At 30.2% G+C, this 23,054-nt stretch carries 24 protein-coding genes; 5 read left to right on the top strand and 19 right to left on the bottom strand.

All coding sequences use genetic code 11. The features are described from left to right. Positions 1-38: 38 nt before the first annotated feature. The 10 genes from HSX10_RS07970 to HSX10_RS07925 all read right to left on the bottom strand — a co-directional run bounded on the left by HSX10_RS07970 (position 39) and on the right by HSX10_RS07925 (position 8,497). The gene (locus HSX10_RS07970) at positions 39-431 is read right to left on the bottom strand and encodes a DUF6168 family protein (protein WP_173587675.1); all 393 of its coding nucleotides are present in this window, start codon (positions 429-431) and stop codon (positions 39-41) included. After that, positions 424-642, bottom strand: a complete 219-nt coding sequence (locus HSX10_RS18815) for an AtpZ/AtpI family protein (protein WP_367651260.1) — start codon at positions 640-642, stop codon at positions 424-426. The genes HSX10_RS07970 and HSX10_RS18815 overlap by 8 nt, the downstream gene beginning before the upstream one ends. Beyond that, positions 626-1,060 (bottom strand): bactofilin family protein, encoded by a 435-nt coding sequence (locus tag HSX10_RS07960; RefSeq protein WP_173587674.1) that lies wholly within the window; start codon positions 1,058-1,060, stop codon positions 626-628. The genes HSX10_RS18815 and HSX10_RS07960 overlap by 17 nt, the downstream gene beginning before the upstream one ends. A gap of 16 nt (positions 1,061-1,076) precedes the next feature. After that, a complete protein-coding gene (gene porW, locus HSX10_RS07955) occupies positions 1,077-3,695 on the bottom strand; it encodes a type IX secretion system periplasmic lipoprotein PorW/SprE (protein WP_254453213.1) in 2,619 nt (872 codons plus the stop codon). A gap of 187 nt (positions 3,696-3,882) precedes the next feature. Next, positions 3,883-4,605, bottom strand: coding sequence for an ABC transporter ATP-binding protein (locus tag HSX10_RS07950; protein WP_173587673.1), 723 nt, complete (start codon positions 4,603-4,605; stop codon positions 3,883-3,885). A 14-nt stretch (positions 4,606-4,619) separates the two neighbouring features. Further along, complete coding sequence (locus tag HSX10_RS07945) at positions 4,620-6,098, bottom strand: DUF5687 family protein (protein WP_173587672.1); 1,479 nt, start codon at positions 6,096-6,098, stop codon at positions 4,620-4,622. Positions 6,099-6,150: 52 nt separating this feature from the next. Next, the gene (locus HSX10_RS07940; protein WP_173587671.1) at positions 6,151-6,840 is read right to left on the bottom strand and encodes a hypothetical protein; all 690 of its coding nucleotides are present in this window, start codon (positions 6,838-6,840) and stop codon (positions 6,151-6,153) included. Continuing rightward, complete coding sequence (locus tag HSX10_RS07935) at positions 6,837-7,472, bottom strand: hypothetical protein (RefSeq protein WP_173587670.1); 636 nt, start codon at positions 7,470-7,472, stop codon at positions 6,837-6,839. Before HSX10_RS07935 ends, HSX10_RS07940 begins: the two co-directional genes overlap by 4 nt. A 38-nt stretch (positions 7,473-7,510) precedes the next feature. After that, a complete protein-coding gene (locus HSX10_RS07930) occupies positions 7,511-8,158 on the bottom strand; it encodes a hypothetical protein (protein WP_173587669.1) in 648 nt (215 codons plus the stop codon). Between the two features lie 6 nt (positions 8,159-8,164). Next, on the bottom strand, positions 8,165-8,497 hold the full coding sequence (locus HSX10_RS07925) for a PadR family transcriptional regulator (protein ID WP_115838117.1): 333 nt from the start codon (positions 8,495-8,497) through the stop codon (positions 8,165-8,167). Positions 8,498-8,636: 139 nt separating this feature from the next. On the opposite strand from HSX10_RS07925, the gene HSX10_RS07920 reads away from it, so the two are divergent. Continuing rightward, positions 8,637-9,695 (top strand): ferredoxin--NADP reductase, encoded by a 1,059-nt coding sequence (locus tag HSX10_RS07920; protein WP_173587668.1) that lies wholly within the window; start codon positions 8,637-8,639, stop codon positions 9,693-9,695. A gap of 550 nt (positions 9,696-10,245) precedes the next feature. On the opposite strand, the gene HSX10_RS07915 is transcribed toward HSX10_RS07920, so the two are convergent. Together HSX10_RS07915 and HSX10_RS07910 are read right to left on the bottom strand one after the other, a co-directional pair. Then, on the bottom strand, positions 10,246-11,262 hold the full coding sequence (locus HSX10_RS07915) for a glycosyltransferase family 9 protein (protein ID WP_254453212.1): 1,017 nt from the start codon (positions 11,260-11,262) through the stop codon (positions 10,246-10,248). Positions 11,263-11,448: 186 nt separating this feature from the next. Further along, positions 11,449-12,057 (bottom strand): DUF4254 domain-containing protein, encoded by a 609-nt coding sequence (locus tag HSX10_RS07910; RefSeq protein ID WP_173587667.1) that lies wholly within the window; start codon positions 12,055-12,057, stop codon positions 11,449-11,451. A 72-nt stretch (positions 12,058-12,129) separates the two neighbouring features. On the opposite strand from HSX10_RS07910, the gene upp reads away from it, so the two are divergent. Beyond that, on the top strand, positions 12,130-12,789 hold the full coding sequence (gene upp / locus HSX10_RS07905) for a uracil phosphoribosyltransferase (RefSeq protein WP_173587775.1): 660 nt from the start codon (positions 12,130-12,132) through the stop codon (positions 12,787-12,789). On the opposite strand, the gene HSX10_RS07900 is transcribed toward upp, so the two are convergent. Next, a complete protein-coding gene (locus HSX10_RS07900; protein ID WP_173587666.1) occupies positions 12,778-13,695 on the bottom strand; it encodes a DUF6427 family protein in 918 nt (305 codons plus the stop codon). The two genes, upp and HSX10_RS07900, sit on opposite strands and share 12 nt — an antisense overlap. Before the next feature lie 75 nt (positions 13,696-13,770). Here HSX10_RS07900 and HSX10_RS07895 point away from each other — a divergent pair, with 75 nt between their 5' ends. Continuing rightward, entirely contained in the window at positions 13,771-13,998 is a 228-nt protein-coding gene (locus HSX10_RS07895; protein ID WP_173587665.1) for a DUF6341 family protein, read from the top strand. A gap of 122 nt (positions 13,999-14,120) precedes the next feature. Here the strand turns inward: HSX10_RS07895 and purD are convergent, their stop codons facing one another. Beyond that, positions 14,121-15,392: a phosphoribosylamine--glycine ligase gene (gene purD / locus HSX10_RS07890; protein WP_173587664.1), complete on the bottom strand. Its 1,272-nt coding sequence runs from the start codon at positions 15,390-15,392 to the stop codon at positions 14,121-14,123. An 83-nt stretch (positions 15,393-15,475) separates the two neighbouring features. Here purD and HSX10_RS07885 point away from each other — a divergent pair, with 83 nt between their 5' ends. Next, positions 15,476-16,783, top strand: a complete 1,308-nt coding sequence (locus HSX10_RS07885) for a phenylacetate--CoA ligase family protein (protein ID WP_173587663.1) — start codon at positions 15,476-15,478, stop codon at positions 16,781-16,783. Here HSX10_RS07885 and HSX10_RS07880 read toward each other — a convergent pair. The 5 genes from HSX10_RS07880 to HSX10_RS07860 form a co-directional block, all read right to left on the bottom strand. Then, positions 16,773-17,546, bottom strand: a complete 774-nt coding sequence (locus HSX10_RS07880) for a glycosyltransferase family 2 protein (RefSeq protein WP_173587662.1) — start codon at positions 17,544-17,546, stop codon at positions 16,773-16,775. The two genes, HSX10_RS07885 and HSX10_RS07880, sit on opposite strands and share 11 nt — an antisense overlap. 5 nt (positions 17,547-17,551) lie before the next feature. Then, positions 17,552-18,907 (bottom strand): exopolysaccharide biosynthesis polyprenyl glycosylphosphotransferase, encoded by a 1,356-nt coding sequence (locus HSX10_RS07875; protein WP_173587661.1) that lies wholly within the window; start codon positions 18,905-18,907, stop codon positions 17,552-17,554. A gap of 274 nt (positions 18,908-19,181) precedes the next feature. Then, entirely contained in the window at positions 19,182-20,279 is a 1,098-nt protein-coding gene (locus HSX10_RS07870; RefSeq protein ID WP_173587660.1) for a DUF1972 domain-containing protein, read from the bottom strand. 192 nt (positions 20,280-20,471) lie between these two features. After that, on the bottom strand, positions 20,472-21,719 hold the full coding sequence (locus tag HSX10_RS07865) for an O-antigen ligase family protein (protein WP_173587659.1): 1,248 nt from the start codon (positions 21,717-21,719) through the stop codon (positions 20,472-20,474). A 30-nt stretch (positions 21,720-21,749) separates the two neighbouring features. Then, complete coding sequence (locus HSX10_RS07860; RefSeq protein WP_302476787.1) at positions 21,750-22,493, bottom strand: O-antigen ligase family protein; 744 nt, start codon at positions 22,491-22,493, stop codon at positions 21,750-21,752. A gap of 328 nt (positions 22,494-22,821) precedes the next feature. Between HSX10_RS07860 and HSX10_RS07855 the strand changes: the two genes are divergently transcribed. After that, positions 22,822-23,007 carry a hypothetical protein gene (locus HSX10_RS07855; protein WP_173587657.1) on the top strand — a complete coding sequence of 62 codons (186 nt, stop codon included), beginning with the start codon at positions 22,822-22,824 and terminating at the stop codon, positions 23,005-23,007. Positions 23,008-23,054: the final 47 nt, after the last annotated feature.

The raw sequence follows: 23,054 nt of genomic DNA, 5'->3' as shown, positions 1-23,054 counted from the left end.
AATTTATTAAAAAAACAATATCTTTTTATTCTTAATGTTTAATCCTCATTTTGCGCTAAAATTTTCACCACAAAAAATACCTCAAGTCCTAAAAACAAGAGCAATGGCACCAAAAGACTTAACCGCTCTACCATTGTTAAAGTTTCTAAACTAAATATTGAAGATTTAAATGCCAAAAAAAACAAACCTCCTTTTATAAAAAGTGTCGGCAAATAAATAAATCCTAATTGAGGTTGGAGACTTTTTATAGTAGAAAATAATTTTAGATGTACACAGATCAATAACGATGCTACGACTAAAAACACATTAGTGTCCCAAAGATTAAAACGAACAGTATTATTAGATTCGTTAAGAACAAATTCTTGTGAGAAATGAATAATAAGAAACAATACTGCAAAAGACGCAGTATAAAGCATAAGTGATTTAATCATCTTCTTTAGACACTTTTATAACTTGTGAAATCACCAAATAAATAGAAGCAAAAACCGATAAAAGCGTTAAGGTAGTATCCCAAAAGCTTTGTTCATATTTTACATCTAGCCATTGCCCCAAATAATGACCGATAAAAATGACTCCTCCCATTTGAAAACCAACGGCGGTGAACCTAATAAACTTACTTGGATTATTATTTGCTTTGGACACTTTTAGTTTGTTGCGATTTACTTGATTCGCCAGCTGCTAAAGACTTAACTGTACCACCCATAGAACACGTTGCATTAAATGTTGCCCCTGGCTCTACAGCTAACTTACTAATATGTACTTCGCCTTCTATATTTGCTGTCGATTTTAATGATAGAGTACCCGAAAGAATAAGTTTACCAGAAAACTTACCTTCAAAATCAGCATTCTCTCCTTGTAAAGTTCCTTTTATAAAACCAGTTTTACCAACAACAACTTTACCAGATGTTTTTACATTTCCTTCTATTGTTCCGTCAATTCTAAATGGTCCTTGACTCACAATATCCCCAACAATTTTAGTGCCTTGAGCTATTATATTTTGTTGCGTACTTGTTTCCATAATTGATTGTAGTTTTGGTTTTTTCTTTTCTGAAGAAAACATAATGATAGGTTTTAAATTACTGTAATTCTAAATACATGTTTAGGTTTTTATGCCTCTGTATTATAGCATAATTCGGTGACGAAATCGCAAAATAAGATCGTGTAATTTTTGGTTTTATAATGCGCCCTCTTGAATCTTTTTCTTCACTTTTAAGCAATTCCCCAAATCCCTTAGCTCCTTCAATACTTTTTAAACCGTGGACAACTACAAATGTTGTATTCTCATCATAAATATCTTTTGATGTTGTAAGATCGAAATACGTAATTTTAGCAACCTCCTCTTCTAAGGTTTTTATAAATGCTTCAATATCTTCTTTTGAATTATTTTCAAACTGATAGATAACATTAAACTTATCTATATTATCATCTTTTAAAAAATCTTTTTTCTCTAAAATAGGAAATGCTTCTTTTATAATCTTCTGAGACTTCTTTCCTTCTTCTGTATCAGGATATGTTAATGCAATATAATTAATAGCTATTTTATATGCCTCAAATCCATAAAGCCTACCTCTAGCAGATGCTTTTAAAATCTCAAACTTTGCCACAATATCATCACCTTCAAATCGCTTAATTTGAACTTCTGCTCCTTCTATTACAGCAGTATAATCTTCAGCTGTAAATTGATCATATAATTTAGTATAAATAACTTCTGGGCTATTTTCATCCTTAGATAATTCAGATTGAGGATTTAAAAGAATTTCTGCATAACGAGAATCTGGATAATCATTAATTATCGCAATTTTCATAGCTTCTGCTTTCCCTAAAGAACCTAATTCGATATAAATATGATATAGATTGTATTTTGAAGGTAAAACTAAGCGATCTTCAGGATTCTTTCCTAAAAGAACTTCTAGCTTGCTTTTTGCCAATTCAAACTCTTTAAATTTTTCCTTATAAATGATTCCTAATTGATAATAAGCATAGTTACGTTCTTTAACAATACTATCTAATTCTTTTTGTTCTGTAGGTAATGATGCTAAATAAGTTTCAGGATTAAAAAGCTGATTTTCTTCGGTTTCCTTTTCTTCACCCTCTTCTTCTGTAGAACTTGTAAGGTCTGCACGTTGATTATTTAACCTCCAATTATCTTGAAGTTTACGATCACCCCAAAGTTTTAGAAATTCATTTTTACCGTAAGCTACAGTTGTAGAGTTATAAAAATAAAAACTACTATTACCCTTACTCCTCGTAGATGATTTTGTTTGAAGTCCTCTTGATGCACCTGGAGGATTTAAACCTTTTGAATATTTTTGATTATTTTGAGATAATTGAGAAGATGGAGCCGATTGTTTTCTTAAAGCTTCTTCTTCCGCTTGTTTTTGTTCTTGTAAAGCTTTTAAGCGTTGACCTTCTGCGTGTTTAGTATAAACAGCTAATTGCTCTTCTTTTGGAAGACTTACCATTCTTAAAATACTATCATTTGTCTGCGCAATACCTTCGTAATAAATAACATCATCTAAGTTTTCACGCTTCTTTTTAATAACTCTATACGGTTTGGTATTCAACTCCATTGACGTCATTGTGCTATCGTAATAAGCACCAGCCGTCTTATAGATATTTCTGTCAAAATACATATTACCAAGCGTCTCATAATCTAAAGCTCTCAAATACTTATCTCCTGTAATTTTTCTAAGCGATTTATTATAATAAATTTCAGAAACACTATCGGAAACATTATTACGGTAATACTCTGCAATACGATAATATATTTTATCTAAATAAGGTCTATTTTCTCTATTCTCTTCTAATTCTGTTAAATATTCTTCAAAAACAACGGGATCAATACTTGAAAAATCATAATTGTTTGATCTTTCAATATGAGCATTAATATAAAATGATCGAGGAATTTGACGATGCATTTTTATAATCGCATCGAATTCTAAATTTGCGCTGTCTTTTTTTCCAAATTCATTATAAAGTTGTCCTTTAATAAAGTGATAACGTGCTTTTTCTCTTTTTATCTTAGTATTTTCTACTGCAATAGTAAGCTCTACAATAGCACTATCTTTAGATTTTAAATTAATATAAGCCTGAGCTAATGTAGCCGTTGCGTCTGCTAAATCTTGACCCTCTAATTCTTCCTCTTCTAATAAACGTCTTAATTTATCAATTGCTCCACGATCATTATCTAAACGCATACTTGTTTTTTCGCGCCAGATTTTAACTTGATTAATTTTATCGCTAGTTGGATATTTATTAAGAATATTATTAAATGCCGCCATAGCTGGCACAAAACGTTGATCAAAGTAACGCGCTTGTCCTAAAAGTAAATATGCTTCGTCAATTTGTGGGTTTTTTTCCTTTCCACCGATATTCATACTATGCTTTTGAATGGCTTTAATCGCTTTTTCTTCAGCACGTTCAAAATCAACATTTTTGGTTTGACCAGGTAAGAAGAGATCATCTTTAACCTCCATTCGTTCTACAGGAAGAAGGTTCCAAAAGTCCTCTGTAAATTCGTTATTTACATTATCCTTTCCTCTTTCTAAAGCAATATTACCATTATAAAGTATATTGAACTCTGTACTTAAGGCATGAAAATTTCGATTTATAAATTTATCCTTCTTGCGCGAACAGCTCTGAACTAGCATCATCACACAAAACAAAGGCAATATAAGTTTGTAATAGGTTTTCAACGTTGGTTCTATTTGATTAATAGATAACTAAAACACACCGTATTTAGTGTGTTAGTTCGTAAAAATAAGCATCTTTTTGAACTTCTAATATTATTTAATCGTTTTTTGAGTAACTACAACAGGCTACAACATAAAAAGGCTCGTAACTAACAATTAATTACGAGCCTTAAATTATAAATATAAACGATTATTCTTCTTCGTCAGAAAATATTGCGCCACCAGAAAAGTGTGCCTCTAATTCTTTTAAAGTTTCAGGATTTGTTTCTAAATCTTTAACCACATTTCCTTTTTCTAAAACCACAATACGCTCACAAACATCCGTTACGTGAGTTAAATCGTGACTGGATACTAAAACTGTAACACCTTGTTTTTGGGCTAAATCTTTAATAATTTGCTTTAAACGAATTTGCGTTGTTGGATCTAGATTCGCAAATGGCTCATCTAAAATAATAACTTCAGGATGACCAATAAGGGCGGCTACAATTCCTGCTTTTTTCTGATTTCCTTTACTTAAATCTCTTAAGTATTTCTTTTTCCCAATAATTTCACCATTGAAGAAGTCTTCAAACTTAGCGGTTAAATTATCGACATCGGCTTTATTTTGCCCTCTTAATTCTCCAATAAAATAAAAGTATTCTTCTGGTGTTAAGTAACCAATTAAGAAACTTTCATCTATAAAAGAGGATGTAAACGGTTTCCAATCTTCACTTTCATCTACAACTACATTATTACTGGTAATGTTTCCAGTTGTTGGCTTAATTAAATCGAGCAATAAACTAAAATAGGTTGTTTTCCCTGCTCCATTATTTCCAACTAAACCAAAACTTTGGCCTTTAGGAATGCTTAATTCTTCAATATTTAGAACTGTAGTTCCGTTATATGTTTTGGTAAGATTTTTTGTATATATCATGATGAGATGTATTATTAGTTATCTTGACTAAAAGCGTCAATCATTTTGTATTTTGAGTTGATATATTTCTTAGTAATGAATTTCATTAATTTTTTATGAAACACAATACCCGCAACTCCAAGTACCATTAATAAAGCTATTGCTGCTGCAAAACCTACAAGCCAATTTACAAGTCCAAATAACCCCATTGGAACAATCATTAATGGAATACCAATTAACCATTGTACAGCTCCGGTACCTTGATAATTAAAGGCTGCTTTTTTATCTAAATTTATTTTTTTTCGATTATAAGAGCCTCCCCAAAGAATAACATGCGTATTGATACCAATGTTATAAATTGCTGCTGCAAAATGAGCGATTAAGATTTTATAACCAAAGTAGACGTAAGGAATTCCTAGAACAAATAGAATTACGACGCTAATTACCATAAGGATAAATTTTGAACGTAAATATTGTTCGTATTTAATGTTCTGACTCATTAGTAATTTATAATAACCACTATCCCATGCTGGAATAAATTGCCCAAAATTAATAAGAAAGAATCCTGTAGAAAATATACCGATTAAAGCAAACATAAATGTCATTTCTCGATACACTGGCTGTGGATAAAAGAACAATCCGTATAAAACACCAATAAATAATAGAAACACCATAGATTTGGTTCGTTTATTTCTCCAAATCAATTTTAAATCGAGTTTCATAAAAGGTGCTATATCACCAAAACGCTCTGTCCAAGATAAGTCTGAAGTATTTACTTCCGCTACTTTAGATTTTAATGAACTGTCTAAATACAATTTCTTCTTTAAGATTTTAAAATTGAAACCGTAACATAATCCTAAAATTATAATAGGAATTAATATAAGAATTGGATGATGCGCAATGGCTAAGAATGCACTTCCTATTAAAGATGTCATTGGTAGAATTTCAAAATAATTTAACCCAAATAAAACACCAATGATAACAATTATTGGTAAAAATGATATTTCGGATTCTGCTGAAAATGCTTCAATTATAAAATTCAAGAAATTAATAATGAGTACCGAAATTATCATCGTAAACATCCAAGTTAAAACTAAAGATGTTTCATAACCATCACTTACTAACATAAAGCTAAAAGGAATAATGGCAAACAGAGGTAAAAAGTTAAAAAATGAAAGTGCCGATTTCCCCAAAACATAATTTACAACAGTAGCGCGTTTAATAGGAAGCGTTAACAACGGTTTCACACTCATTACGGGTAATTTTTGTAAAAAGAAACGCATTAGCAAATCTGCAATAATCCAATAAAACAGATAATTATTTGCAACTACAAACGGATCTTGATCTGGAAAACCTTCTTTTAGTAAATAAAGTAATCCAATACCTAATCCTATAAAAATAGCAACAAAATAGAGCGCAAATAATACCATGAAGATATTAATTACCATATTCTTTTGCCAATATGACGAACGAAAATATTGTTTCCACTCGAGATTGAGAAAATGTTTTATCATAATGTAATGATGGGTTGGTTATATGAGATAAGTATCAAAAAAGAAAAATTTGTTACAAACTAAATTCTGGATAAGCTTCATTCAGTAATTTTTCAGCCTTACTAGGGATTACCTCTAGACTGATATAATTTACTAACGTTAAGGCTGTAAATGCTAAAGAAAAAAGAACTAAAAAAGAAGCGTTCTCCCCAAATCTTTCTGGAATTTGATACACATTAAATAATTGCGACATAAAAACAAACATTGTGCTACCCGCTTGTTTAAAAATCATTTCTTCTAACATCCATTTCTTATTAGAAACCTCTTTGCGTTGCCTAAACTGCTTGTTGAGTTGAATACTTTTATAAATACACCATCCAGATATTAATACGTAAAACACCAAAGCTAAAGCCGCTGTATATACGGTTGAAAACGCCACATAAAACATTAAAAACAGAGCAATAGTCGCGATAATTTGTGGCATCTCGAACCATTTTTTAAGCTCAGTCCACAAATAACCTCTATAGCGTTTGTTCATAGCTTTACCTTTTTGCTCAATGGCATCCATAAAACCAAAAATGCCAAATTTTTTAAAGGCTCTGTTTTTAGCATCTTCAAAACTTACTTTAGATTCTTTTTGCCATTGGGTTTCTATATCATTAGCTAAATGATCTACCAGTTCTGTTTGTAAATCGTAATGTTCTACAAAATGTTGTCTTGTAAAAGCGTAGAGTTCTTGTATTTGGGATTCGGTTAGTTTCATGTTTCTCTTACAAGTTTAATATATTTCTCTATAATTTTTCTTCTATTGTTTTCAATTACAATTACCGCAGAAAGACTTAATAAAAGCGAAATGCTAAAGTATAAGACTAATACTGTTGGAGTTTCGAATAAATAATCTTTTAAAATACCAAACGTATATAAAAACACAGAGGGAAGTGAAGTTATACTAAACAATGATTGCATAGATTGAACTTTTTTTAATGCTTTAGAATACCGAATTTGATAATAGATTGGATAAAGCAGCAAAATTGCCAGTGTCGATAACCAAATGAAACTAAAAGTCTTTAAACTAAAAAGATTAAATATCACATATCCAATAAATACTAATGCGGTAAGTATTGCTATAAATTTTAATTGATAAAAAAACTTAGCAAACTGAACCCAAAGCAACTTTTGATAACCCCAATGAATCGTCTTCTTCTGTTTCTTATTGAACTCTAATATAAAGTTAACTTTACTTAATAAAAAATCTTCAATAATAACATAAGCAGAACAATCTTCGAACTCTGTTGCTAAATGATCTATTAACTCAACTCTAATATCAAGATGTTTTATCTTTTTATATATGAGAAAATCATCTATAAATTGTATGTCTTTTTTGGTTAGTTTCATTTTGTTTTTAATCAAAGACTTGCTAGGTTCGCTTCTGATTAAGCTATATTTTTAAATCGTTTTTCGTAACTTTTGAATAAGTTAATACTAATTACAACCAACAAAATCTTTATCGTTAGAATCAAACTTACAAATCCTATAATCCAAAGTATCGTTTTGAAATCTTTAGTCTGATGACTAAAATTAAAAACTAAATTTGGTAATTGATAAAAGACTAAAAACGGAAATGCCAAACGTTCTACAACCGAAAATCGTTTTAGATTATTTACTTTATGATAAACCACATAAGTCAATAAAAAACCAGATAACCATATTAATGGAACATAAGAAATAATTAACCTAAAGGTCTCAATATCGGAATTCAAATACAAGACATAAAACCCAATACAGCATATTAAAAACAATAATAGTGTTAATGGACTTAAAAACGCTTTTAAAAAAATCTTCCAAATTTTCTTATCCGCAGACTTTAAAAATTGTTTATTATCCTTTAAAAGTTGGGCTTTATTTTCAACCATATAAGTTTTAAATACTTCATAAAAACTTCTTGTATCACCAGCTTCCATTCGGTTTTCTATATCTGAAGCCACATGGTCTACCATTTCCATTCTAATATCTGCATAAACCACATCAGAGTTTTCTAAATAGGTGTCTATAAATTGTATGTCTTCTTTTTCTAACCTCATCACAACCTAAGCTAATTTAGGATTCACTAAAGCTTGCATCGTTTTAATATAATCTGCTAATTCTTCCAGTTTATTAACAGTTTCTTTGGTTCCTGTTTCGGTTAGTTTATAATATTTACGCAATCGGTTATCTACTTTTGCAACTTCGACATCTAACAAACCCTCAGCTTCTAACTTGTGTAAAGCTGGGTATAATGCACCTTCCGTAATTTTTAACTCACCTTTAGTTAATTCCTTTACCTTTTGGGTAATCTCATAACCATACATTTTGTCGTGCTCATTTAATAGCTTTAAAATGATAGTCGTTAAACTTCCTTTATATAATTTTGAATTGCTCATCGTTCAACAAATATATACATAATTTTCTTATATATAAGAAACTTATGCATGTGTATTTATTGAATTTTAGACCTCTCAGGCTTTTGAAACCCTCTAGGTATGTAGCAGAATGTTTATCTTTGCACAAAATTATTTTTTAATGTCACAATTTCACTCACTCATTATAAAGTCAATCGACAAGGTTACAGACCAATCGGTTGCGATTACATTTGACGTTCCTGAAAATCTTAAGGAAAAATTCAGCTTTAAAGCCGGACAATATATTACTTTGAAAACCACTATTAATAATGAAGATATCCGTAGAGATTACTCTATTTGTGCTTCAGAAAAAAGTGGTAATCTAACCGTTGCAGTTAAGGCTGTTGAAGGTGGAACATTTTCAATTTATGCCAACAACACCTTAAAAGCTGGCGACGTATTAGAAGTTGCAGAACCTAATGGTCGTTTTACATTTGAAGCTAACGATGCAAAAACCAGAACGATTGCTGCTTTTGCTGCAGGAAGTGGAATTACACCTATTTTAAGTATTGCCAAAACCCTTCTAGAAAACGAAGCGTTTAGCAACTTCATACTCGTTTACGGAAACAAATCTTCTAAAAACACCATGTTTTTTAAAGAACTTGTAGAATTACAAGCACAGTATGGTAACCGTTTTCATGTGCACTTTATATACAGTCAAGCTCGAGAAGAAGATGCTTTATTAGGTAGAATTGAAAAAAGCACCGTTAACCTCATCGTTAAGAACAAATACAAAGAGGTAACGATTGAAAAGTTTTACCTCTGTGGCCCAGAACAAATGATTCACACTGTAAAAGATGTTTTAATTGAAAATGGCGTGAAAGAAAAAGCAATTGCTTTTGAATTGTTTACAGCTCCTGTTGAAGCAGAAACGACTGCCGATACAGATTTACCTTCTGGTGAGACTAAAATAAAGGTTTTAGTTGATGAGGAAGAGTTTGAATTTAGCATGTCTCAAGAACAAACCATTTTAGAAGCCGCTTTAAAACAAGATATTGATGCACCTTACTCTTGCCAAGGCGGAATTTGTAGCAGTTGTATTGCAAGAGTTACCGAAGGTGAAGCTAAAATGCGACAAAACAATATCCTTACAGATAGTGAAGTTGCTGACGGCTTAATTTTAACATGCCAAGCGCATCCAACCTCAGCTTCTGTTGTTGTGGATTATGATGATGTATAAAAAAAGACAATAGAGTCTAGAAGACTCTACTTTTAGATATAAGACCTATTAGAATTTAATTTCTGATAGGTTTTTTTATTTGAAACAGTTTTCGATACAAAATTCTGAAAAAAGAATTTCACTCGAACTGTCGAGCAATAATCAAAAGAAATAACGTCACCTAGAGTGCTTTTTTGAGGTACGAGAAAATTGTATCGAGAAGCTATATAAACCAAAACACAAATGATAATACTGATTTATAAAAACAACAGATTAAAAAGTTCTCGATACGAAATTCTAAAAATAAATTTCACTCGAACTGATTCGTAATAATCAAAAGAAGAGACGTCACTTCGAGTGATTTTTGAGGTACGAGAAAATTGTATCGAGAAGTTTTACAAACTAAAACACAAATGATAATCCTGATTTGTAAAAGCAATAGATTAAAAAGTTCTCGATACGAAATTCTGAAAACGAATTTCACTCGAACTGACGAGCAGTAATCAAAAGAAATAGCGTCACTTAGAGTGGTTTTTGAGGAACGAAAAAATTGTAGCGAGATGTTTTAAAACTAAATAACTTCCTTAATTTTAGAAACGATTGTAGCTTCAGAAATACTACTTGCAGCATTTTCGTAACCTTCAGGGAATTTATTCCCGTAAATAGAGGTCGGAATTAAAGGAAACTGAGTTCTATCTGCTGTTAAAGCAAAATCATCAGGTTGATTAAATGGTGCAAACCCAGCAAAGGGATGCGTTACGCCCCAAATGGTAATTACTTTTTTACCTAACATTGCCGCCATATGTGCATTACCAGAATCCATAGCCAACATAAGATCTAAGTTAGAAATAATAGCTAATTCTTCTTCTAAATTTAATTTACCTGCAACCGTTTTCACGTTAGAAAAATCCTGTTCAAGCTGGTTTAAAATTGCTATTTCTTTTGCACCGCCGCCAAATAAAATAACATTATAATTTTTGGAAATGTCAGCAATTACAGCTCGCATTTTATCTATAGGATACAATTTACTATCATGTGCTGCAAAGGGCGCAATACCGATAGTTTTGAGATTTTTACTCGAGAAAAAATCTTTTAAATTATCATTTATTTTTTTTGGCTTAAAAAATATTGGATCCGATAAATTAATTGAAAAACCTAAAGCTTCAAAAACATCCGCATAACGTTGATGCGTTGTTTTTAATTGTTTAAAATATTTACCTGTAGTCAACGCTTTTTTCTCTGCCCTCCCTTTATCTAATTGCACCGCTTTTTTCCCTAAGAAAAAGAATTTTAAAATCTTACTTCGCAATACATTATGTAAATCTGCTACAACATCAAAATGTAATACCTTAAGTTCTTTAGATAGTTTATAAAGTCCTAAAACACCTTTATGCTTTCCTTTTAAATCAGCTGCATAAACAGTAACATTTTCTAAATCCTCAAAAAAAGGCTTAAAAAACGCTCTTGTAACGACTGTAATTTTCAACTCGGGATGCTGCGTAGTTAGCGCTCTTAAAACAGGAACAGTCATCGCGACATCGCCCATGGCAGAAAATCTAAGAACTAATATGTGTTTTGGATTTGGCATAAAACAACAATCAAAAAGGTGTATAAATACTTTTATAAAATTGAAAAACCGTTGTCAGTGAGAAACAACGACAACGGCTTATAATTAAATTATACTAGGTTTTAAACATAACTTAAGTATGTCATATTGAACACCGTCGAAATATCTTTAATTGAAATTCTTCACTTTGTTCAGAATGACAAAAGATTACTTTTGCCCTCTTAAAACAGGGTTAAGCTCATCGTCATTGTACATTTTCATTTGCTTGTAAACTTTCATATACTTATCACCATTAGCGATATCCGTAAGTAAATCATCAATAGCAGTACTTAAATCTACACGTTGCTCTAATAAAACGTCTAATTTCTTTTGGCAAGCCGCTTTATGCACCTCTGATGCATCTTCTCTAACAGTTTCAATATGCATATGGTAAATTTTCAAAGCTAAGATTGACAACCTATCAATAACCCAAGCAGGGCTTTCAGAATTGATTTTAGCATCTGACTTTGGCTCAACAGCTTTATATTTATCTAAAAAATAACTGTCAATAAATTCAACAGTATCTGTTCTATCTTGGTTAGAAGCATCAATCATTCGTTTCAACTTTAAAGCTGCAACAGGATCAATGTTTGGATCTCTAATAATATCTTCGTAAGCCCACTGAACAGTGTCTATCCAAGACTTTCTGTATAACAAATGTGCTATAAGATCATCACTTTTATCATACTTGTTAGTAAAAGGCTGATCTACGGTATTTAATACTTTATAGGTTTTTATAACGTCTTGAAAAATGGCGTTTGCTTTTTGTGAAAACATAATGAAATTGATTTAATGTTTACAAATATACTTGGAATTATTAACTTTAACGACAGAACTAATTTTCAAAACATGCAAATTCACAACCTTTCCGAGACACCTTCAATTTTAAATACTTTTATGTCTGAATTACGAGACGAAACTGTTCAAAAAGACAGTATGCGTTTTCGTAGAAACATTGAACGTATTGGTGAAATTATGGGCTACGAACTGAGCAAATCACTTCAATTTGAACCACATACAACTCAAACGCCATTAGGCAAATCTGAAACTGTTTTACATCAAAAAGATATTGTTCTCTGTTCTATTTTACGAGCAGGCGTACCGCTTCATGATGGTTTACTAAATTATTTTGATGCTGCCGAAAATGCTTTTATTTCTGCCTACAGACAACACAAACATAATCCTGAAAGTTTTGAAATAGTAGTGGAATATTTAGCTTGCCCAAGCTTAGAAGGTAAAACCTTAATATTAGCAGACCCCATGCTTGCAACCGGACAATCTATGGTCGCAACTTTTGAAGCTTTAAAACCTTTTGGAAAACCAAAAGCAATACATTTAGTTAGTGTTATTGGCGCACAACCAGGTGTCGATTTTGTATCTAAAGCATTTGATACCGACGTTACGCTTTGGATTGCTGCTATTGATGACAAGCTTAACGAAAAAGGATATATTGTTCCTGGATTAGGAGATGCTGGTGATTTAGCCTTTGGAAACAAACTACAGCAATAAACTTATAATTGGTGTAACGATTAAAAGGGCTACAAAAATTTGCTTAAACCAACGCTCTGAAAGCATTTCCATATAATTTGCCATTATTATTGAAAACGGAACTAATAAAAATAGATATTCACTTCCGTTTTTAATAGGTGAAATTACAGCGATTAAAAGCGCTATAACAGAAGCCCAAGCAATTATAAAATAAGAGGGTTTTAATTTCTTATTCTTATCAGGAATAATTCTGAAGTAATAAAAAAGCGTCCACACAAACGTGCTAAATAATACTGTTAATTTTAAAATACTCGCTTTAGTATTATATGCAGTAAAATCTAGGCTTAAATAACGTTCAAAATCTGACGGTTTAAAATACACGTCATACATTATAATATTATACACTAAGAGTAAAATTAATACGGTTGCAGTACCTATAAAAGGGACAATAACGTTTTTAAAATCATTTTGAGAATAATATATTAAAGCAACGATGACTAACACAAAAAATAATATAGACCAAAAATAAAATAACGTTGCGAGTGCAATCCAAAAAGCAGCATCAAACAATTTCTTTTTAATATTCTGCTTTGTGTGTAGACTAATTAAGCGTCTTAAAGAAAAGACTATAAACAAATTAGATAGTAATAAATCGGTATGCCTTAGTGCCTCTGGAAATATGCCGAGAAGCAAAGCAAAAACCAGTATCGCGTAACTATTTCTCTGAGTTAGATTATTTTTTGAAACAATAAAATCGAGTAAAAAGACCAAAAAGAGTGTAATTAGCCATTTAAAAAGGGCTGCCAAACCACTATGCATATCTAAAACAAACAACGAATAGTTTGTAACAACAAAAAGCAAACTCACATAAATGGCAACAATTATGAAGTTTATAGGTTTAGATTTACTAAAAACACTTGTAATCATGAACTCTTTTTGTATTTTTGCTTCTCGATTTTCAATTCTATAACAATTTTAGAATTGGTGTAAATTTATAAAGTTATGAAAGATTTCTTTTACGCAATACAAGATTTATTTGTAAATGTTTTACTTAAACCTCTTGATGCTCTTAAAGCTTTAGAGTTAGAAAACTGGTTTTCTGCAAACATTTTCAATTGGATTTTTATGGCTATAGGTGTTGTTGCATTTGTTTATTGGATGCTACAACTTAAAAAGCATAGTGATAATGGAGAAGAAAATAAAAGCATTACTTCTCACTCTTACATTTAGACTTTTTATTTTATTTAAGAATTAAATTTTTCTGTACTCTAATCCCGAAGCTTTTCTTTTAAGATAACTTCGTTTATTAGCGCACAGAAAAATTTTCTATTTATAATAAGTTTGGACTGATCTTATAAATCAAATCCGATATCCTTACGATAATACATCTTATCAAAATGTAGTTTTTCTATACTTTGGTAAGATTTTTTTATGGCTTCATTGTACGTATTTCCATAAGATGTTATTGCCATAACACGACCACCAGAAGTTACTGTTTTTCCTTCTTTAGAAATTGCTCCTGCATGAAAAACAATAGAATCCGTAATATTATCTACACCTGTAATTTCTTTTCCTTTTTCATAAGCTTCAGGATAACCACCAGATACTAACATTACCGTTGTCGCTGCTCTCTCATCAATAACAATATCAACCTCACTTAACGTTTGGTTTGCCATTGCTTCAAAAACCTCAACTAAATCTGTTTTTAGTCTTGGTAAAACAACTTCTGTTTCTGGATCTCCCATTCTTACATTATACTCAATCACCTTAGGATCATCTCCCACTTTAATTAAGCCAATAAATATAAAACCAACGTATGGTAAATTATCTTTCTTTAAACCATCTACTGTAGGTTTTACAACTTGGTTTTCAATTTTATCTAAAAATTCTTTAGTTGCAAATGGTACTGGTGACACCGCTCCCATTCCGCCTGTATTTAAACCTGTATCTCCTTCTCCAATACGTTTGTAATCTTTAGCTGTAGGAAGAATTTTGTAATCTTTTCCATCCGTTAAAACAAAACAACTTAATTCAATTCCGTCTAAAAATTCTTCAATAACAACCTTAGTACTTGCGTCTCCAAACTTAGCATCAACTAACATACTTTTTAGTTCTGCTTTAGCCTCGTCTAAATCATTAAGAATTAAAACTCCTTTTCCTGCTGCTAATCCATCTGCTTTTAAAACGTAAGGAGGTTGTAGCGTTTCTAGAAACTTATAGCCGTCTTCTACATTCTCTATCGTAAAACTCTCATAAGCTGCAGTAGGAATGTTATGACGTATCATAAATTCTTTAGCAAACTCTTTACTACCCTCAAGCTCTGCAGCGGCTTGTTGTGGTCCGATAACTGCTACATTTTTAATGGCATCATCTTGTAAAAAGAAATCATGAATACCCTGTACCAATGGATCTTCTGGACCAACAATTACAATATCAATCTGATGTTCTAAAACCGCTGATTTAATCGCTTCAAAATCAGTAACACCAATATTTAAATTTGTTGCAATTGCTTCAGTTCCTGAGTTTCCCGGAGCCACAAAAAGTGACTTACAACGGTTACTTTGTGCAATTTTCCATGCAAATGTGTGTTCTCTTCCGCCAGAGCCTAGTACTAAAATATTCATCCTTAAAATTGTTTCAACAAAAATAATTGGTTTTAAGTTTAAAAAGCAATTATTTTACGGAAACCTTAAAGTCAAAAATCACCTTGAGATTATTCGATTTATCCTTAAAATTAAATGGCTTTGATATTCACAAAGCTAAATCTGCTTTGTCTGAAATTCAGGCTAAAAATGATGCTGATTTTACAGCTTATGTTGAACATCAAAAAACCACTATTGTTTCTTATCATTTAGAGCATAATTCATTTTATAAGGCTTTAGGGAAATCTATTCATCTTAACGATTGGAATTCTGTTCCTATAATTACTAAACGTCATTTACAGCAACCTTTAGAAGAACGTTTAAGTGACGGTTTTACACCGAAAACGGTTTATTTAAATAAAACTTCCGGCAGCTCTGGGGATCCTTTCATTTTTGCTAAAGACAAATGGTGCCATGCACTAACTTGGGCAGAAATAATGAATCGCTTTGGTTGGTATGGTATTGACTTTAATAGCTCTAAACAAGCCCGATTTTATGGTATTCCGTTAGATAAAAAAGGATATTACAAGGAACGGTTGAAAGATTATTTTGGTAACCGTTTTCGGTTTTCGGTGTTTGATTTAAGTGATGAAGCCTTTGAAAAAGCTTTAGTTAAGTTTCAATCTACTAAGTTTGACTTTATAAATGGCTACACAAGCTCAATTGTACAGTTTGCCAAATTTCTAAAACGCAAAAATATTATTCTAAACGCTGTTTGTCCTAGTTTAAAAGCTTGTATTGTTACTTCTGAAATGTTATTTGATGATGATAAGCTATTACTAGAAACTCAGTTTGGATTGCCAGTTATTAACGAGTATGGCGCATCTGAATTAGACCTTATTGCGTTTCAGAATACAAAAGACGAATGGCAAGTGAATAGCGAAACATTATTTGTTGAAATTTTAGACGATAATGATAACGTTTTACCCAACGGACAAGAAGGTAGAGTTGTGATTACCTCATTATACAATAAAGCACACCCTTTTATTAGATATGATTTGGGTGATATTGGTGTTTTATCTGAAGAAAGTACCGTTAGAAAACCGATCCTAAAAAAACTGATTGGAAGAACAAATAGCATTGTAGTATTGCCAAGTGGAAAAAAAGCAGCTGGATTAACTTTTTATTACATTACTAAAAGTGTTATTGAAAACGATGGTAATGTTTCAGAGTTTATTGTGGAACAATCTAAAATAGATCATTTTATAATTCGGTATGTGAGTAGAGAGGAATTGAGCTTTGATAAAAAAGAACTTATTACTGTAGAAATGAAACGTTATTTAGAAGCGGGTATCTCAGTTAGTTTTGAGACTGTAAAACAATTAAAACGTACTAAAGCAGGAAAATTAAAGCAGTTTATTTCTAAACTATAGGTTTAATTAAACGTTTCTTAATAAACAGGTGTTCGAATAAAAACTGTATTAAATAAGCAAAAGATTTTATTGAAGAAAACCCTAAGCCTTTACGATATACATTAAAATTATGTTTTATTAAATTGGTTTTGTTTGAAGATAATGAGCCTTCTGAAATGCGATAGTAAGCAAGCGTTTCTTGAATACCGATGGCGGGTTGATTACTTCGATCTAATGCCTCTAACCATAGTAACCAATCTTGGCGCTTTTTTAAATCTTTAGTATAGATTTTCCCTAATTTTTCAGCATTATACATTCCTGTTAAATTACCGATATAATTGGCCTTAAACTGTTTTTTGTAGAACAACTGTGGTAATGCGTGTACTTTAATATTTAAAGGCTTGTTATTGGCGTCTATCCATTCGTAACTTCCAAAGCTAATATCTGTAATACCACTTTGTAATTGATCTACTTGTAATTGAAGTTTTATAGGAAGCCAAAGGTCATCTGCATCCAAAAAAGCAATATAATTGCCCAAAGCCATTTTGGTTCCTAAATTTCTTGCCTCTGCTGCACCTTTATTTTTTTTATGGGAAAATAACTTAATTCTTGAATCGGAATCGATATACGGCTTTAAAACGTCATTAAACTGATCTGTAGATGCGTCATCTACTAGAAGTAATTCCCAATTAGAATACGTTTGATTAAGAACACTTTTTATGGTTTTCTCTATAACATTAACATTGTTATACATTGGGGTTATAATAGAAACTAAAGGTTGCATATAGTTTAATAAGCTTTATCTTCTCCTTTAAAAATATTAATAAAAGTTTGGAAGATAATTTTTAAATCTAGAAGAATAGACCAGTTTTCTATGTAAAAAATATCATATTTAACTCGACCAATAATATCTTTATCCGTTTCAACTTCACCTCTAAATCCACTAGTTTGGGCCAAACCTGTAATTCCTGGTTTTACAAAATGTCTCACCATAAATTTATCAATTCTTTTGGCATACATTAAGGTATGACTTACCATGTGAGGTCTTGGGCCAACTACAGACATATCTCCAAAAAGAACATTAAAAAACTGGGGTAATTCATCAATACTGGTTTTTCTAATGAATTTACCAATTTTAGTTACACGCTGATCTCCTCTTGTGGCCTGGTAAAGATGTGCGTCCTTATTTGGTGTCATGGATCTGAACTTGTAGCAATCAAATTCTTTATAATTAAATCCATTTCTAGATTGCTTAAAAAACACGTTACCTTTAGATTCTAACTTTATTAAAATAGCAATAATTGGTGTTAGCCAAGATAGCACGAAAATAATAACAAAGCTTGAGAAAAATATATCGAAACCTCGTTTTATAAATGTGTTAACAGAGTCTTCTAATGGAATATTTCTAAGCGTAAGAATAGGAATATAATCGTAATATTCATAGCGTAATTTTTTAGCATAAATCTCTTTACTATCCGGTATAAATTTTAGAATCTTAAGATTATTATCTGCAAAATTTACAATGTCCGCAATTTGAACATTACTCAATTCTGAAATGGAACAGTAAATCTCATCGATTCCTTCTTTTAAAACATATTTAAAACATTCTTCTAGTGAGTGTTTTTTGTTTTTTAAATTAAATGTCTTTTTATGTAAATAACCATATTCTGGGTTCTTATTAAAAAAATTATCTAAAGCCAATGTTTTTTTATTTAGCCCTAAAATAACTGTTGTTCTATAATTCCCTCCGAAAGAAGTTCTATACTTCTGTAACAAATAATATATGGCAAACTTAAAAATAGTGATAAGAAGGAAACAGAACAATGTATATTTAACAATTGGTCTTGGGTATATTTTAAACTCATGATATAAACCTGAAAACGCAAAAACAACAAGTAGAAATAAAATAAATTGCTGTACAATGAGAGATAAAATATTTATCGGTCTGGTATATCTATAGACTTCATAAAAACTAGAATATACAGACAATAAAAACCAGCTTACTGATATTAGAGTCAAAAAAATAAAGGGATCATTCCCTTTGAGTAAATACAATACAGCAATTCCATTAATGATTATTAAATCAATAATGTAAGAAATGGGTCTTAAATATCCTGAATATCTACCTTGTTTAAATAAACTCAATACAATGATTTATGTTACGAATGATCATCTATAACTTCAATTAATCTAAAAATAATTGATTAAGATACAAACATTAATCAAAGATGCAACTAAGAATACTATCTACAAAATAAAAAATAAGCTATTATTTAAGAATATATTCAGGTCTTAAATCTTACAAGCTTTACTCTATTTAATTACATATCTATAAATTATTTTTAGACATAAATTATCAATTATCGAGCTTGAATTAAAATCTTTAATAACCAAATAAGAAAATGGAGATTATACAGAATCAATTATGCTTTTGAAGTAAACATTTTTCTAAATAATTTTCATATTTAGAGTTAATATAATCGGAGCTAAATTTATTTCTAATCTCGGTAAAGTTTTGTTCAACTATTGCAAGGTGATCCTTTTTATTCAAAGACATCAACTTAATTATATCCTCATCTGACTCAAAGTAAAAGGCATTTTCTTTTAAAATACTTTTATTAAAAATGTTATTATGAGCAATTATAAAAGCTTTAGAGCCCATTGCTTCAAGTAAAGATGGATTTGTACCACCAACAGAATGTCCGTGAAAATAAAGATTAGAAAAGTATCTTAAGTTATCTAAATGGTTTTGATTATAAACACCTCCTAAAAACTTTATTGAGGGATGGTTTTTATATTTATCTTTTAAATAGTTACCAAATTTAGTTTCATGTTTCCCTATAACCAGAAAATCCTTTTTTGATTTAGATTTAGAAACTCCGTCTAAGATCACTTCAATATTATTCTCTGGTTCTAGCCTAGCGATTAACATATTGTAATCTCCTTTTTCAACATTATACTGAGCTATTAATTCTTCTTTAGGGTCTTCAAATAATTTAGATCCATATGCTATATACTCTGAATCAAGCTTGTATTTATTATCTAAATATTCTTTGATACCTAAAGAATCTGCAACTATACAATCGCTATATTTAATGGCTAGCTTTTCTGCATATTTCAAAAACCTTTGAGTTGGCTTGTTATATTTTGATCTTTTCCATTCTAAACCGTCCATGTTTGTAACAAGGGTTGTTTTTTTATCAAATAAACCATTCCAAATAGAACTACTAGTGTATCCTAATTGTAATATAACATCAAAATTCTGCCTTCTAGAGTGAGTGATACAGTTAAGATCGTAAATAAACTGACCTGAGGTTCCGATTCTATATTCTGGATCGTATTTATGAACAATATTAACGCCTTGCCAAACACTCTCTTTATAAGGATGTTTGTGTGAATTATAAACCGTTACATCATGATTTTTGGACACAAGATACTCTGATAATGATTCTGCAAACTGCTCAAAACCACCATGATAATTCGGTATACCTCTTGTTCCTAATATTGCTATCTTCAAAATTTAAATAATTTATCAAGAATAATATGTTAAAACAAAAGAACTTAATTCCTTTACCTTAAACCTATCTCTATTCAAAAATGAAGACAAAGCTACTAATAATTAGATGTAATAAATATTTATTTCTATTGTGTTTTATAATACGTTTAAAATAACACCAAAAAGTGTATTATTCATTAATAGAAACAAGAATTAATGTGACTCAATTTTATTCTCAAAAATTTTCACAAAAAGAGAATAAAAAACAATAAATAAGAAAAGCCCTCTTTGTCTCCATAAAAGACTTTCTGTGAAAAACATTAAGGTTATAATAATACTAAACATAATTACTAAAAAACTATACGATTTTAGACCTGTAGACCAAATACTGAATAAAATTAATAATAGCATAATTAAACCTATGAGACCTAATTCTGATAAAATCTGAGCATATTGATTATGGTAATTATAATGATGAAAATCTATATATGTATTGTATTTATCATGAAGCACATCTAAACTCTTTCTTGATGCAAAAAGACCATATCCTTTTAATAAAATTGCATCTTCTTGAATTTGTTCTTTTAAAAGCCTAAGCTGAAACAACCTAATTGAGCTGCCAGTCCAAGGATAAATACCTCCAAATTGATCTAAATTTAAGACTTCCGAATATTTACTTTCGTTTTCAAATTTAAATCTATCTATAAGTGTTATTGAACTCGTAATCCCTAATGCAATTAGAAAAAAAACAGATAATATTATTCTCTTCTTATTCCATTTACTACTGTTGTTTTTAAATAAAAAAATAACACTCGAAATACAAGCTATAATAATTACCAACTTAGAAGACAATAAAAAAAGCAGCAATAATAAAAAAGCAATCAAGCCTTTATGAATTTTTGTTTTCTCTTTCAATGATAATAAATAGAATAAACTTATTGAAAATATTAGAGATACATAAATAGCATTCAGATCTAGGACACTTACCAATTCATGATAAGTAAAAACGGACAAAGCCCTCGTTTTATAAAAATTAAATACTGCATTAATCAGAAAAAATATTCCTAATAAAACATTAGTAACTGTAAAAATATTTAATACAATTTTTAAGTGCTTTTTTGATAATTTAGGTAAAAAAATAAAACTAACAGGAACTATAATTAAAGCAACCATTCTTTCTAATCCCTTTAGGGTTTGACCTTTATCTACAGACCAAAAAAATGAAGCAACAAAGTATAGGTAAAGTAATATCGGTAAGATTAGTTTATACTCTAATTTAATTTTAGTCTTATGAATAATTGCATGCCTAATAGAAAACACAAAAAAGACACCTAACATTATGCTACTGGGAGCATACCCTAACAACAACGTTGACAACAAGACTCCTAAAAGACACATTAAAAACGCTGTAGAGTTTATCTTTAACCCACTCTCTTTTTGTAAAAGATTTAAATACTTCATCCCCTTATAACATGTGTATTTTACCAGGTGTTATAACCCCGATCTTAAAATCTTATTATTTGAATACTCTGCTGCTTTGGTACTAAAAAACAATACACCTCCCAAGACTAAAGTAATTGGATCCGATAGATTAAATATCCCTGTAATTACTAAGGTTGTAAAAAAGTAAAATAATGTAATACCAAATATCATATTAGAAATTAAATAATCTTGATTTTTTATTTTTTTATACACGAAGTAATTACTAATCAGAAAGAGAAAATAAAGTATAAGACCTAATATACCTGTCTTAAATAATATAAAAACATAACCATTATGGATTAGCGAAATATATCTCATTCCATTAGGATCATCTGAAAGAGGTGCGTTAAATTTTAAATCGATTAAAGCCCCCATACCAGTACCAAACGTCCATGCTACAGCTCCTTTTTCATTTAATTGATTTATTGCCATATTACCCTCGTAAGCTCTCCAATGATCCCAAAGGTTAGCGTGGTTTTTTATATCAATATCTCCTTTACTAACAAATATTTCAGAGGGTGCTAATTTCAACTTGTATAAAAAATTATCTACAGGACTTTTACTAGCTCTATCTATATCTATTGAAAACAAATAAACATAAAAAAGTATAACTCCTGTAGCAGATAAAAAAAGATATCTCAATCCCTTCATTGAAAGTCTTAAATAACCTGAAAAAGTTAAGGATATTAATATCAGTAGAATGAACATCGTTCTAGAAAGATACAAGACAAAAGATATAGATAGAACAATCATTATAGGTTTTAAGAAATTGATTTTAAATTCTTTATTCTTTAAATTAGCTATAATAATCCCAATAGCTATTAGTTCTAAAAAATTATCTCTTCCCGAAATATTCCTCATCACATGAATAGAAAACACAGAAGTTTGATATATATATAATAAACATTCAATAATATGAACAACTCCAAATACTAATGCGATATTAACAATTAGAATTAAAAAGCTATTTCTATCATTAATCCTTTTACAAAGCAAATAGCCGACAACAAGAAACAGTATAGGTTTGAGTAGGTATAAAAAATCCTTAATAAAGTCTATAAAGTCACTATTGTTATAAAAAATGCCGCTCAAGGCTATTAAGAATAATAAGATTAATGGGGCAAGTACTTCAAAAAAAGATTTTGATAATACTGTTTTTTTAGCAACAATAAGTAAAAGAAATATAAAAACAGAAAGTAATATTACAGCTTCAAACGGAACTGAAAATAGGCTTACAAAAATTAAGGAAGCAAATAGTGTTTTATAAAAAATAATACTTTTAATCATTTAAAAACCTTTCTTTTTTTATTAAAA

The organism is Winogradskyella undariae (assembly GCF_013285155.1).
Lineage (GTDB): Bacteria > Bacteroidota > Bacteroidia > Flavobacteriales > Flavobacteriaceae > Winogradskyella > Winogradskyella undariae.
This window is presented reverse-complemented; position numbering and strand designations above follow the sequence as displayed.